The sequence below is a fragment of the Candidatus Palauibacter soopunensis genome, assembly GCF_947581735.1.
Taxonomy (GTDB): Bacteria; Gemmatimonadota; Gemmatimonadetes; order Palauibacterales; family Palauibacteraceae; genus Palauibacter; species Palauibacter soopunensis.
Genome location: NZ_CANPVT010000040.1, coordinates 36,922 through 49,912, shown reverse-complemented (window position 1 = coordinate 49,912; position 12,991 = coordinate 36,922). Strand labels below are relative to the sequence as shown.

The following is a 12,991-nucleotide window of genomic DNA, read 5'->3' as shown; positions in this document are numbered from 1 at the left end:
CCAACCGGGCCCCGCGGACCGCAAAGTTATCCGTCCGCGGCGGACGCGGGCAACCGCGGACCGAGGATTTCCGGGGTGACGGAGGCATCTCCCGACGGCGGGCAGGCTGGCGGGCTCTCCCGCTGGTTTCACCAGAATTCGGCGGATACCCGCGCGCCGGGCGGGCCCGAACCGCGCCTCTACGAGGTGGCCTTCTCCCGCGTCTGGGACCAACTGCTGAAATACGTCAGGCGGCGCTGGTGGTGGACGCTCGCCCACCGTGACGAAGACCTCGGACTCATCTCCGTGCGGTGCGTGGTCCCGCTCCTGCGGTGGGTCGATGACCTGACGATCTGGGTTGCCCTGGATTCGAACGGGCTCACGCGGGTCGAGGCGTTCTCGCGCGCGCGGCGGCGAAATTTCGATCTCGGCATGAACCGGCGAAGGATCCGGGGCATGCTGAAGTCGCTCGACAGGGCCCTGGGACCGCGAGCCAGGCTGCCCGACCCCGCTCCGGGCGGGGACGCGTGGGACGCGCCGGGGGAGACGTGATCGGGCGATGGCTGCCCGGGGCGGCGGGTGCCGCCCTGGTCCTCTTCGCCTGTGCGGGACCCCCGCCGGACGGAACGACGGAGGCTCGCGGAGAAATCGCCGGCGAGCCGCTCACGCCGGCGGTCGACGCACGCTACCTGACGCACCTGCTCTTCGCGGCCGTCGACGGGACGGCGTTCATCGGCTCGTTCGATCAGACTGCCGAGGGCGAGGATCTGCGCCTTGACTACGACGTGCGGCTCGTGGACGGCGATGCGTGGCAGCCCCTCGTTCTGACGCGCGACACGATGCCCGTGGCCCGGGCGGCGTGGCGCCTTCTGCCGACGCCGGCGATGGCGGTGCGTGTCGGCGATGCCGGACAGATCGTGAGTCTTCTGTTCAGCGAACCCGAGGGCGAAGACATCGATGCGGTGCGTCTCATAGCGGGTGAGGAAGTGTCTGTCTGGACCGGACCCACGGGCCAGCGGGAGTCGCTTGGGATCGCGGCGCTGGAGATGAGCGACAGGGCCGTGCCCGGCATCCTCTTTTTTCGTCGCGCCGCCCGGGCGCTGAGCATCCCCGTCGCGGTGACGGATGGTCAAACGTTCGTGTTCGCCGACTCGCTCGGGAACGGCCTCGTCGTCCACGCGGGCACCATCGGCCAGCCGGCCGTCGCCCACACCTGGCTGCACGGCGTCGACGCGGCCTGGGGCGACGTGACGCTCGAGCCGCCGGATCCGGGCGGGACCGGCGGCTCGGCCTCCGCCTGGCGGTTCGAGATCTCCGGTACGACGGTCCGTGGGAGTTTTCGGCCGCTGCCCGACGAGGACCCCGGCGATGGGACGCTCATCCGCATGGAGGCCATCGTCTACGTCGGAACGGAGGTGCTTGACTTCAACGGGTTTGCGGCCACGCTGCCTTCTCCCTGATGGAATTCGACTGGCTGCGTGCCCTCGTCACGGTGGCCTTCGGCGCCCTGGCGGGCGGGATTACGAACCGGATCGCCGTCTGGATGATCTTTCATCCCTACCGTCCACCGAAGATTCTGGGCCGCCCCGTCCGCTGGCTGCAGGGAGCGGTGCCGAAGAATCAGAAGCGGCTGGCGGATTCGGTCGGTGGCGTCGTCGGCGGGGCGCTCCTCACACCGGAAGACATCACCGCCGAACTGCGGGAACTCGAGTCCGCTTTTCGGGAGCGACTGCGGGAACTGGCGATCGAACTCAGCGAGGGCGAGCAGCCCGCGCTGGCCGATCTCCTCCCCGAGGCCGCGCTCGCAGAGGTCCGTGACATCCTCACGCAGATTCTCGGGCAGGGCCGGGAGTTCCTGGCCGGGACGCTCGATTCCCCGGATTTCGGGGATGAATCCGGGCGCCTCCTCGAATCGATCCGGGAGTCGCTGAGCGACGAATCGCTCGCGCAGACGCTGGAGCCGGAACGGATCGCCGCCATCCGCGAAACGATGGACGGCTGGCTCGCGCGGCTCGTCGATTCGTCAGCCTTCGAGATGACGGTACGCCGCCACCTGGACGAGGCCGCGCGGCAACTGCTCAGGCCGCACCGGACGTTCGAGCAGCTGATTCCCGCGGGGCTCGTGGCCGCGCTGGAGCACGCGATCAAGGACTACCTTCCGGTCGCGATCGAGCGTTTGAGCCGACTGCTGGACGACCCGGACGCGAGGAAGCGGATCGAGCATGTGCTCGGGGAGCTGTTCGACCGCTTCATGCAGGACCTCCGCTTCCACCAACGCGTCGTGGCCCGCCTCATCGTCACCGAGGAAACGGTGACGCACGCGCTCGACACCCTGCGCGAGGAAGGCGCCGACCGCCTCGGCGGCGTGCTGCGCGAACCGGAGGTCCAGACGGCGATCGCGCGGCACGTGAACGATGGCGTCGTCGAGTTCCTCCGGCACCCTCCTTCGGAGGTCATCGGCGGCGCGGGCGATCCCCAGGTCGAGAGCGCGCTCGATGCGTTGGCGGAGTGGCTCGTGAAGGCGGCGCGGGATCCGGGCTCGCGCGCCTTCCTGCTCGACCGACTCGAGGGACTGCTCCAGCGCTTCGGGGAGAGGAGCTGGGCGGACGTGCTCCGTGCCGTTCCGGCCGACCGCGTGGCGGCTTCGCTCGCCGCGGGATTTCGGTCCGACGCGGGACGTGCCCTCTTCGACTCGATCGCCGAGCCGATGGCGGACCGGCTCCTTCACACGCCGATCGGGCGGCTCGGGCGTTTCCTGCGCGAGGACGCCGCGGTACGGCTGGCGGATACGCTGGCCGCGCCCTCGTGGGACTGGATCGTCAACCGGGTGCCCGAGGTGGCGGGGCGAATCCGGATCGCCGAACGTATCTCGACGAAGATCGAGAACTTCTCCATCGAGCGGATCGAACACCTTGTTCGCGATATCAGCCAGCGTGAATTCGACCTCATTGTGCGGCTCGGCTACCTGCTCGGCGCCGGCATCGGCACCGGACTCGTGATTCTCGATTCCCTGCCGGTGCTCGAATTCATCCGGGGACTGTTCGGATGAGGCCGGCGCGCGCCGCCGCCGGCGCCGTCGCGTGCGGCATCGGTCTCGCCGTGTTCGCCTGCGCCTCGCCCGACACGGCGATCGACCGAACGGAGGGCACGGGGGAGCTTCGGGGGCTGGCGGTCGAACAGCCGTTCGAGGCGCCGGAGTTCACCCTCACGGACTCCCGGGGGCGCCGGTTCGACTTTCGGCCGGAGACCGCGGGGTCGCTCACGCTGCTCTTCTTCGGTTATACGCATTGCCCCGACATCTGTCCGGTGCAGATGGCGGTGCTCGGGGCCGCCCTCGACGACCTTTCGTACGCGGACCGCCGCGAGATCGAAGTCGTCTTCGTGACAACGGATCCCGCGCGCGACACGCCGGACCGGCTGCGGAGCTGGCTGGACCTCTTCGACGCCTCCTTCGTCGGCCTCACCGGGGAGGGCGAGACCGTGAACGAGATCCAGGCCGGATTCCACCTGCCGCCCGCGCAGATCGAAGAGACCTCGCCCCCGCCGGGCGCGGGAGAGCCTTATTTCGTGGGACACGCGACGCCGGTCGTCGCCGTGACGGGCGACGGCCTGGTGCGGGCGCTGTACCCGAGCGGCGTGCGGCAAACCGACTGGCGGCACGACCTCCCCCTGCTCCTGCGTCTCAACCGGTCGGTTTCGCAGCCGGCGGGCGAAGCGGGCACGGGCGACGACTGAGGCCTCGCGATGCAATGGTGGTGTGCGGCCCAGAGCATCCCCTGGGACTGGTCGTGGCGCCCCTATCCGGGCGTCTGGCTCTTCATCGCGCTCCTGTGCCTCGCCTACCGCGCCTTCACCCGTGGCGCCGCGCCTTCGCGGCTGGAGATCGCCCGCTTCGCCGGCGGCGCGCTCACGCTCTGGATCGCGCTGGACTGGCCGGTGGGCGCGCTCGGTTCGGGATACCTGGCTTCGGTGCACATGGTGCAGTTCCTCCTCATCGCGCTGCTCGCCCCGCCTCTCCTCATCGCGGGGCTTCCGCGCGCGGCGCTGGAGCGAGTGCGCCGCGGCAGGACGACCTCCGTCCTCGGGTTCGTCACGCGGCCGCTCATCGCGCTGCTGCTGTTCAATGCGGTCGTCATCGCGACGCACTGGCCGGAGGTCGTGGACGGGCTGATGGCCTCGCAGGCGGGCTCGCTCGCGCTCGACATGGCCTGGCTGGGCGGCGGACTCGTCTTCTGGTGGCCCGTCGTGAGTTCGATCCCGCACCGACCGCGTTTCCCGCTCGGCGTGAGAATCTGCTATCTGATCGCGAGCACGGTGTTGATGACGCTGCCGTATGTCTTCCTGACGTTCGCGGAACTCCCGTTCTACGCGACGTACGAACTCGCGCCTCCGGTGGGCACGCTCTCCGCGGGTGAGGACCAGCGGCTGGCCGGGCTGATCATGCGGATCGGCGGAGGCACGATCCTGTGGACCGCGGCGGGCGTCATCTTCTGGTTCTGGTACCGCGCGGAGAACGACGCCGCCGGCTGAGGCGGGGCGTCGCCACGGACCGCTAGTCGCTCACCTGTTCGGAGACCCAGTCCACGTAGGGTGGGGAGCCGGCGGCCACGGGAATGAAGAGGACCTCGGGGACATCGTACGGGTGGAGTTCGCGGATGCGGCGCTCGACGGCATCGCTGCGGGCCGCGGCCGTCTTGAGGATGCCGAGGGCTTCCGCTTCCTCGCACACCTCGCCCTCCCATCGATAGACGGAGGTCACGCCGTTCACCACGTTCAGGCAGGCGATGAGCCGTTCGTCGACGAGGGTCCGCCCGAGCCGCACGAGTTGTTCGCGGTCAGGCCCCGTGACGAGCCCAACCACGACGTCGCTCACGGGCGATCCCGCTCTTTCTCCCGCCCGCTCATGGCGTCCTCGGCCCGCTCGTAAAGCGCTTCGATCGCATCGGCGAAACGGGTCTCGATCACGCGACGCTTGACCTTCAGCGTCGGCGTCAACTCCCCGCCCTCGACGGTGAACGGCCCGGGGACGAGAAGCACGTCGCGCGGCCGCTCGTAGTGCGCGAAGTCGCGGCAGCATTCCCCTACGGCCCGTTCGACCATTTCGCGCGTCCGGGCGTCCGTGACGAGGTCGGCGTCCGCCGCTTCTTCGACTCCGTGCAGTTCCGGACGGACGGCCTCGAATTCGGGCACGACGATGACGATCGGGAACTTTCGCCCGTCGCCGAGCATCACGGCTTCCGCCACCATCGGGTGCAGCTTGATCGCCGCCTCGACGGGCTGAGGGGCGATGTTCTTTCCGTAGGCGGTGATGATGAGGTCCTTCTTGCGGTCCGTGATCCGGAGGTATCCGTCCTCGTCGATCTCGCCCACGTCGCCCGTGTGGAACCAGCCGTCCTCGTCGATGGCCTCGGCCGTCGCTTCGGGCTTGTTGTAGTAGCCCGCCATGATCTGCGGCCCGCGGACGAGGATCTCCCCGTCCTCGGCGATCCGGATTTCGGTGCCGGGGATCGGTTTCCCGACCGTGCCGAGGCGGATGGCGTCGATCGGATTGAAGCTGACGGCGGGCGAGGTCTCCGTGAGCCCGTACCCTTCGACGATGCGCAGGTGCGCGGCGAAGAAGAAGCGGGCCACGGCGGGCGAGAGGGGGGCTCCGCCGCTCACGAAGTAGCGGATCTGCCCTCCCGTGCGGGCGCGCAGCTTCGAAAAAACGAGGCGGTCGGCGAGCGCGGACTGGAGACGGAGACCCGGCCCGACCCGGCGTCCCTCGAGTTCAGCCATCGCGCGGGCTTCGCCGACGCGACGCGCCCAGTTGAAGATCCCCTGCTTCGCGCCACCCGCCTCCCGGGCGCTGGCTTCGGCCCTCTCCAGCACCTTCTCGAACACGCGCGGAACGGCGGCCATGAAGGTGGGCGAGACTTCGCCGAGATCGCGGGCCACCGTGTTGGGGGACTCCGCGTACGCGACGGTGACCCCCGCTCGCCACATGATGTAGTGGCCGACGGTGCGCTCGAACACGTGGGCCAGCGGCAGGAGCGCAAGGGCCACGTGTGTGGAGTCGATCGGGAAGACCCGCAACGCCATGTCCGCGTTCGAATGGAAGTTGGCGTGCGTGAGCATCACGCCCTTCGGATCGCCGGTCGTGCCCGAGGTGTAGATGAGCGTCGCCAGGTCTTCCGGACGCGTCTTTCGGGCGTGTGTTTCGTACGTCGCCGCGAGCGCTTCGGGCGCGGCCTCGCCGAGGTCGGAGAGGGCGTCCACCTGCATCGTGGCGAGCGAGGACCCCTCGGGCGCCGTCACGGGCCCGAAGGCGATCGCCAGTTCCAGAGCGGGAAGGTCGGCTTCTACCTCCGCGATCTTGTCCAGTTGCTCCTGGTCTTCCACGAATACGGCCCGCGCGCCGGAGTCCGCGAGGATATAGCGCACCTGGTCGGCGGGAAGCACCGGGTAGACGGGAACGGAGGTGAGCCCCGCCATGACGATGCCCCAGTCCGCCAGGGCCCACTCGAGGCGGGTCTGCGAGAGAATCGCGATGCGATCGCCCGGCGCAAATCCCCTTGTCCGGAGCCCGAGCGCGATGGCGCGGGCGCGGCGTCCGATCTCATCGGTGGAGGTCGAAACCCAGACGCCGTCGGCTCCCCGCGTACGCGCCGCGTCATCCCGGGGCCGCGAGAGCCCGTCGAGGAAGAGTTCCGGCAGTGTGCCGGGGCGATAGTCGTCCGGGAGCGGGCTCGAGACCTGCACGCTGCTGGTGCGCGCGCCGCTAGTGGGCGACCGATTCCGCGACCGGCACACCCAGCCGCTGCAGCGTGCGCCGGGCATGCTCGAGATGCCTCGGCTCTTCCCGGTCCCCGCCCGCATAGGCGAGGAACTCCTGAAGGTGCCGCGAGGCGTCCCGCTCGGCGCCCTTCTTCAGCAGGAGGAAAGCCAGGCCGTAGTGCGCCGCGGTGCTGCGCGGGCGCTCCTCGAGGGCGGCCCCGTAGGCGCGAACCGCATCATCGGTCAGTCCAATGTGCGTGTACACCACGGCCATCTGTTCCAGTGTGGCCGGATGCCGCGGGTTGTACTTCAAGGAGAGACGAAACGAGATGAGCGCCTCATGGTAGAGCTCCTGCCGAACCAACTCCACGCCTTCCTCATAGAAGTCCGGCTGTCTCCGTCGGCGCCGTCCGTCACTGTCCCAGATCTTCCACCACACCATGCCACCTCCCCCCCGAGCGAGCTGGATCTTATGTCTCACTCAACCTTCTTCCACACACACCCCCACACATCTGGCGACAACGGGGAATTATAGCGTCTTGTCAAGCTGAGGCAAATTTCGGACTGCGTTCACCGACCCAGATGGTGGCGTCGGAGGCGACTTCCGCGAACTCCGACGTGGCGAGCGAGTCGAGGTCCGCGGGGGCCGGATTCTCCACCACGAGGCGCGCGCCGGGCCGCGCGCAGCGCGTGATCTCGGACAGTTGGAGCGCCATGGGGGCGGCGAGCGCGATGCCGTGCAGTGCGCCGGAGCGGATCGGCCAGCGGTGCGGCGCCGCGCCCAGGAGAGGATCGACGCCGGCAACGAGATCCTCGACGCCCACGGCGGCCGGGGCGGAACCGTCGCCGGGGTCCGGCAGCCAGACGAGTACCTCGAGACGGTCTCCGAGGCGGGCGATGGCAGGGGCGTGCGCGGCAAGTCGCGGGCCAAGGAGCACCACCATGCCGGCCCGGTCGCTCACGCCCAGCAGGGCCGCGAGGCGCAGTGCCGCCTCCGGAGCGGCCGCCCCGGCGGGGCGCGCGGTCCCGGTGCTCGGCGTGGCGCGTCGCGCGGCATCGGAAAGATCGAACCGCATCGTCCCGCCGCGGATGGGCACCTCGATCTCGCACAGGGGACAGCCCAGCCGGCCCTCGACCACGCGACGCGACTCCGCCCGGTCGACGAAGGCGACGAGCCCGGCCGACGACGCGCAGTCGGGACAGTCCAGGACCTCAGCCAGTTCGAGAAACATGCCGCCGCCTCGTACCGTCCCCCGCCGCCCCGCACAGCCTCACGGGCTGCTAGAGCGAGTGTGCCAGGCGGAGGAATTCCTCGCGCGTCCGGTGATCCCGCCGGAACAGGCCGCGCACCGCACTCGTGATCGTCTTCGAGTTCTGCTTCTCGACACCCCTCATCATCATGCAGAGGTGAATGGCCTCCACGACCACCCCGACGCCCTGCGGGTTGAGCGCGTCCTCGATCGCCTGCGCGATCTCCTCGGTCAGGCGCTCCTGAAGCTGAAGCCGGCGGGCGAACACGTCGACGATGCGGGGGAACTTGGAGATCCCGATGATGCGTCCGTTAGGGACGTACGCGATGTGCGCCTTGCCGAAGAAGGGGAGCATGTGGTGCTCGCACAGCGAATAGACTTCGATGTCCTTGACCATGACCATCGAATCGTGGGGTTCCTCGAAGATCGCCGTCCCGATGACCTCGTCAACGGTCTGGCCGTAGCCGCGGGTCAGAAACTCGAGGGCGTCGGCCACGCGTGCCGGCGTCCGGACCAGTCCCTCGCGGTCGGGGTCCTCGCCGAGCAACTCGAGCTGTTCGCGGACGAGACGCGACAGGCGCTCTTCGCTCACGGCCTCCTCCAGGAGTGTTCCGGGATGTCCCCGGACGAATGCGGGGCGCCGCCGCGCCCCGTCCGGGATGCAAAAGGGGCGACCCGTGGGTCACCCCCTCTGTAGAATCAGATGCAAGGGGATTTCTTGAAGCCCTCCGCAACACGGTTCGGCCCCTCCCATCGGTTTCCGCCGTCCCCGCAGGGCATGACGTCCGCCTCCGGATCGGAGACTCTATGGGCAATTGTTGGCTCAAGAAATATGGCCTTGCATCCGTCTCCGTGAACGTTAGTGCGGCTTCGGGTTCGCGGCAAACCCCTGCGGCGCACGCCGAACGGAGCGCCCCGGTGGCGCGCGGCGATCGCCGGCACCATGATGCTTCCGAACATCTCCCCAACGGAGGCGCCATGGCCCGCCGACCCTCGCCGCCACGTTCCGTCGCGTCGTTACAGGAGGTGACGGACGAGCAGCTCGACGCGTACATCCGCACGCGCCTCGCGCTCGCGGGTGTCGATCTCTCCGTGCTTCCCGACGACGACGAGGATGCGCCGGCGGATCAACGCCGCATCCTGGCGTCCGCGCGGCGCTTCCTGAGGTCGACGCCCGGGGCGATCGCCGACTTCGAGTTCGACCCCCTGGGGCCGCCGCCGGCCATCTACCCCGCCGAAGTGACCGCGTGGAACCGTGGGTGAACTGAACCGGCGCCGCTTCCTCGAGCGGATGACGGCGCTGACCGCGACGGCCATGGCGACTCCCGCGACCCTCGGCGCGATTTCGAACACGGGGTCCGGCGTCGGGATGCGACCCTCGGGAGGGACGGGGGCGGGCGGCCGGATCGTGGCGGGGCGCGTGGACGAACTGGACCTGCCGCGGACGGGCCGTCCGCAACCCGCGGACCCGACCGAACTCACGCTCGCGGAGGCGGCGCGACTCCTTCGTGACGGCGGCGTGGGCGCGGTCGAACTCGTGGAGGCGTATCTCGCGCGGATCGGGCGGTGGGACCCCCGCTACCAGGCGTTCAACACGGTGGTTTCCGAGTCCGCGCTGGAGGCGGCCCGGGCCGCCGACCGGACGCGCGGGCGGGCGCCGCTGACGGGGGTACCGCTCGCGATCAAGGACAACTACTTCACGGCCGGGGTCCGCACGACGGCCAACTCGTTCATCTTCGAGGACTTCGTGCCGGACTTCGACGCGACCTCGTGGGCCCGGCTTCGCGACGCGGGCGCGATCCTGCTCGGCAAGACCCAGATGGGACCGCTCGCGACGACGGCCGCCTCGACCCCCACCGGAGAGCGTACGACGGCGAACGCGTGGGCTCCGCACCACGACGAAGTGAGCCCGGGCGGGTCATCCAGCGGATCGGCGACGGCGGTCGCGGCGCGCATGGCCGCGTCGAGCACGGGGACGCAGACGGGCGGCTCGATTACGAACCCCTCGAACGCGCAGGCCCTGACGGGCATCAAGCCGACGATGGGCCGGGTCTCGCTGCACGGCATCCTCCCTCTCACCTACACGCGAGATCACCCGGGCCCCCTCGCCAGGGACGCGGTCGACGCCGCGCTGATGCTGCAGATCATGGCGGGGCCGGACCCCGCGGACCCCCGGTCCCTCGGCCTCCCACCGGTCCCGGACTACCTGGGGGCGGTGAGCGGGGACGACGCCGCGCTCACGCATCCGGAGCGCGGGGGGGCGGTGCGGATCGGCGTCCTGCCGGGCTTTCTCGACGAGCCCGAGCCGCCGGAGGATCCCGAGCCCGACCCGGACCCCGACATCGACCGCATCGGGAGTTCGTTCCCGCGGCGCGAGCGGACGCAGGCGGCGTACCGCCGCGAAGTGGCGACGGTCGAGGCGCGGCGGCACATGTTCGCGACCCTCGAGGAGATGGGGGCGGAGATCGTCGAACTCGACTTCCCCACCCACTGGGAGACGCTGACGAGCTTCAACTTCAACAACGTGCGGCTCCCGGAGCGCTCCGAGATCTTCCTCGAACACCTTCGCGATGACGTGAGGAAGTTCGGCGTCTCGCTCGCGCCATGGATCAACGGGCTGCTCCTTCCCGCGGCGGAATACGTGCGCGGCTCGCGGGCCCGGCTCGTCCTCCTGAGGGAGATCCTCGACGACGTGTTCGGCCGCTGCGACCTGGTGACGCAGACGGCGCCCTTCCCCTTCGACATGGTGGGGCTGCCGCTCATCGGCTTCCCGATCGGGTTCGAGACCGGGTCGACGGGATACCCGAGACCCATCGGGGGCATGTTCGGCGCGGAACCCTACGCGGAGCACCACCTGCTCGCGGTCATCGCGGCGTACCAGCGCGCGACGGACTGGCACCTGCGGCGCCCCGCGGACCCCGGCGACCTCCGGCCCGCGGACGGAGAAGGGGACGGCCCGCGCGGCGGATCCGACCGCCGGGGCGGCCGGACCCGTTCACCGGGGCGCTACGATCTGTTCGACGTGATGGAGCGCGGCGAATAGTGCCACGCTAGCCAGCGGTCACCAGGCGATGCCGTAGTCGTCGCCGTGGTGGCTCGAGCCGCCCCAGAAGGCATCGTTCTCCCAGTCGAAGAAGATCGCGTTGATCGGCCCGGACGTGCGCTCCGAGAAGGTCAGGTCGTATCCCATCGACTCCAGGGCGGAGCGGATCCAGGGCGGCGTCGCGTCCTGCAGCAGCATCCGTCCCGGGCGCGTCTCGTGCTGGCCGAACGAACCGCGCATCTGGAAGCTGTTCATGTTCGGCGCCTCGACCGCCTGCTGCACGTTCATGTCCCACTCGACGACGTTGAGGAAGAACTGGAGCAGATTCTGGTCCTGTCCGTCGCCGCCCTGGACGGCGAAGGAGAGGAAGGGACGGCCGTCCTTGAGCGCCATGCCCGGCGTGAGCGTGGCGCGGGGGCGCTTTCCGGGCTCGATGACGTTGTACGGGTTGTCCGCCTCGTCGAGGACGAAGCTCTGGGCCCGCTGCGAGAGCCCGATCCCGGTCTCCCCGGCGACGACGGCGGGGATCCATCCGCCGGAGGGCGTGATGGAGACGACCCAGCCCTCGGCATCCGCCGCCTGCACGGAGGTCGTGCCCAGATAGAAGTCTTCGTCGAGCGCCGCGTGGTCATCCAGCGACAGTTCGACGCCCTGCTCCGTCGTGACTTCGGCCCGCGTCCCCCAGCGCTCGAGCAGGTCGGCGAAGGGGTTCTCCTCGCCCTGGAAGGGATAGGGATCGCCGGGCCCCGCGTTCGGATCGTTCCGGTCCCAGTCGATGGTCTCGAGCCGGGCCCTCGCGTAGTCCTTCGAGAGGAGCCCCTCGATCGGCTCCGCGGGCGGGAAGTAGGGGTCCCCGTAATAGAAGTCGCGGTCGGCGAAGGAGAGGTTCATCACCTGGTAGAGGGCGTGGAGATAGTTCGCGCTGTTGTATCCCATGGCCTTGAGGTCGAGCTGCTCGGCCATGTTGAGCGCCTGCAGCATCACGGGCCCCTGGACCCAGGTCGTGAGCTTGTAGACGTCGATCCCCTTGTAGTTGGCGGTGACGGGTTCCTCCAGGTAGACCTGCCAGCTCGCCATGTCCTCCATCGTGATGAGCGCGCCGGCCGCCTGAGCGCCCGCGACGAAGTCCGCTGCGATGTCGCCCCGGTAGAAGGCGTCGTACGCGGCGTAGATCGCCTCCTTGCGGCCGGCGCCTCCCGCCAGCGCCTCGGCTTCGGCTTCCACGAGGCGTTCGAGCGTCCGCTTGAGGCCTGGCTGCCGGAAGATCTCGCCTTCCCGCGGGCCCGGGTTCTCCGCGTCGTCCGGGTGGGTGAAGTAGACCTCCATGGACGACGGCCACTGCCGAATCTCGTCGACCGTATTCCGGATACGGCGCGCCGCGTCCGCTTCGATCGGGTATCCGCCCGCCATCTCGATCGAGGGCTGAAGCACGTCGGCGAGGCTCAGCCGGCCCCATTCGGCGAGCATCGTCATGAGCCCGCCGGGCGTGCCGGGTGTCACGGCCGACAGCGGGCCGGTCTCGGGCGGGAAGTTGTCGTGGCCCTCCGCGCGGTAGTGGTCGGGGGTCGCGCCGGTCGGCGCCACGCCGAGCGCGTTGACGCCGATGACGCGCCCTTCTCCCGGATGATAGATGAGCGCCTGCGTCTCACCTCCCCATGAGAGCACATCCCACATGGTGGACGTCGCGGCGAGCATGGCGGCAGCCGCGTCGACCGCGTTTCCGCCCTGGTGGAACATGCGCGCCCCGGCGGTGGCGCCGAGCGGCTTGCCGGTGATCGCCATCCAGTGGCGCCCGTGCAGGACCGGCTTGGCCGTGCGCTGGGCTTCGACGACCGGGGGCAGAGCCAGGAGCAGCAGGGCCGCGAGCGCGACGCGGGGCGTCACGACGTGGCGGGGAGAGCGGGAGCCGAAAGCGACAGACTTCATGGAATCCTCCGGGTAGGGACCGAGCGAGCCGACAGCC

At 69.7% G+C, this 12,991-nt stretch carries 13 protein-coding genes; 7 read left to right on the top strand and 6 right to left on the bottom strand.

What is annotated here, in order from left to right:
- Window positions 1-75 precede the first annotated feature (75 nt).
- The 5 genes from RN901_RS11115 to RN901_RS11095 are packed head-to-tail and all read left to right on the top strand — an operon-like array spanning window position 76 to window position 4,509.
- Window positions 76-531, top strand: coding sequence for a DUF1499 domain-containing protein (locus tag RN901_RS11115; RefSeq protein ID WP_310758354.1), 456 nt, complete (start codon window positions 76-78; stop codon window positions 529-531).
- Window positions 528-1,439: a hypothetical protein gene (locus RN901_RS11110; RefSeq protein WP_310758353.1), complete on the top strand. Its 912-nt coding sequence runs from the start codon at window positions 528-530 to the stop codon at window positions 1,437-1,439. The genes RN901_RS11115 and RN901_RS11110 overlap by 4 nt, the downstream gene beginning before the upstream one ends.
- Window positions 1,439-3,028, top strand: coding sequence for a DUF445 family protein (locus RN901_RS11105; RefSeq protein ID WP_310758352.1), 1,590 nt, complete (start codon window positions 1,439-1,441; stop codon window positions 3,026-3,028). Before RN901_RS11110 ends, RN901_RS11105 begins: the two co-directional genes overlap by 1 nt.
- On the top strand, window positions 3,025-3,714 hold the full coding sequence (locus tag RN901_RS11100; protein WP_310758351.1) for an SCO family protein: 690 nt from the start codon (window positions 3,025-3,027) through the stop codon (window positions 3,712-3,714). Before RN901_RS11105 ends, RN901_RS11100 begins: the two co-directional genes overlap by 4 nt.
- A gap of 9 nt (window positions 3,715-3,723) precedes the next feature.
- On the top strand, window positions 3,724-4,509 hold the full coding sequence (locus tag RN901_RS11095) for a cytochrome c oxidase assembly protein (RefSeq protein ID WP_310758350.1): 786 nt from the start codon (window positions 3,724-3,726) through the stop codon (window positions 4,507-4,509).
- A 22-nt stretch (window positions 4,510-4,531) separates the two neighbouring features.
- Here the strand turns inward: RN901_RS11095 and cutA are convergent, their stop codons facing one another.
- The 5 genes from cutA to folE form a co-directional block, all read right to left on the bottom strand.
- A complete protein-coding gene (gene cutA / locus RN901_RS11090) occupies window positions 4,532-4,852 on the bottom strand; it encodes a divalent-cation tolerance protein CutA (protein ID WP_310758349.1) in 321 nt (106 codons plus the stop codon).
- The gene (locus RN901_RS11085; protein WP_310758348.1) at window positions 4,849-6,720 is read right to left on the bottom strand and encodes a long-chain fatty acid--CoA ligase; all 1,872 of its coding nucleotides are present in this window, start codon (window positions 6,718-6,720) and stop codon (window positions 4,849-4,851) included. The genes cutA and RN901_RS11085 overlap by 4 nt, the downstream gene beginning before the upstream one ends.
- A gap of 19 nt (window positions 6,721-6,739) precedes the next feature.
- Entirely contained in the window at window positions 6,740-7,216 is a 477-nt protein-coding gene (locus tag RN901_RS11080; RefSeq protein ID WP_310758347.1) for a tetratricopeptide repeat protein, read from the bottom strand.
- 61 nt (window positions 7,217-7,277) lie between these two features.
- Window positions 7,278-7,967 (bottom strand): hypothetical protein, encoded by a 690-nt coding sequence (locus RN901_RS11075; RefSeq protein ID WP_310758346.1) that lies wholly within the window; start codon window positions 7,965-7,967, stop codon window positions 7,278-7,280.
- Between the two features lie 49 nt (window positions 7,968-8,016).
- The gene (gene folE, locus RN901_RS11070; protein WP_310758345.1) at window positions 8,017-8,577 is read right to left on the bottom strand and encodes a GTP cyclohydrolase I FolE; all 561 of its coding nucleotides are present in this window, start codon (window positions 8,575-8,577) and stop codon (window positions 8,017-8,019) included.
- Between the two features lie 386 nt (window positions 8,578-8,963).
- On the opposite strand from folE, the gene RN901_RS11065 reads away from it, so the two are divergent.
- Together RN901_RS11065 and RN901_RS11060 are read left to right on the top strand one after the other, a co-directional pair.
- A complete protein-coding gene (locus RN901_RS11065) occupies window positions 8,964-9,248 on the top strand; it encodes a hypothetical protein (protein ID WP_310758344.1) in 285 nt (94 codons plus the stop codon).
- Window positions 9,241-11,028, top strand: a complete 1,788-nt coding sequence (locus RN901_RS11060; protein WP_310758343.1) for an amidase — start codon at window positions 9,241-9,243, stop codon at window positions 11,026-11,028. Before RN901_RS11065 ends, RN901_RS11060 begins: the two co-directional genes overlap by 8 nt.
- Window positions 11,029-11,046: 18 nt before the next feature.
- Here the strand turns inward: RN901_RS11060 and RN901_RS11055 are convergent, their stop codons facing one another.
- Window positions 11,047-12,954 carry a gamma-glutamyltransferase gene (locus RN901_RS11055; protein ID WP_310758342.1) on the bottom strand — a complete coding sequence of 636 codons (1,908 nt, stop codon included), beginning with the start codon at window positions 12,952-12,954 and terminating at the stop codon, window positions 11,047-11,049.
- Between the last annotated feature and the right edge of the window lie 37 nt (window positions 12,955-12,991).